Annotated in this window: 1 protein-coding gene; it reads left to right on the plus strand. The window is 50.8% G+C overall.

Annotated elements, in window-relative coordinates; genetic code table 11:
* Positions 1–244 (plus strand): cation diffusion facilitator family transporter (locus ACSNOK_RS35770; protein ID WP_436784827.1); only part of this gene is annotated, 244 nt, incomplete at both ends.

Consider the following 244-nt stretch of genomic DNA (forward strand, 5'->3'; position numbering starts at 1 on the left):
GAATCGGTCGGCATCGGTATCGCGGTTTCCGCCGTGGCGTCAATTATCAATTTATTTGTCGGATTCGTTTTGATTCGCGCCGGGCGCGAGCATCATTCGATCACGCTCGAAGCAGACGGAAAGCATTTGATGACCGACGTTTGGACTTCAATCGGCGTTATCATCGGTGTTTTTCTGGTTTCCGTCACGGGCTGGTTCATTCTCGATCCTGTCATCGCGCTGCTGGTTGCCGTTAATATTACTT

The organism is Streptomyces sp. URMC 126, assembly GCF_051386555.1.
Lineage (GTDB): Bacteria > Actinomycetota > Actinomycetes > Streptomycetales > Streptomycetaceae > Streptomyces.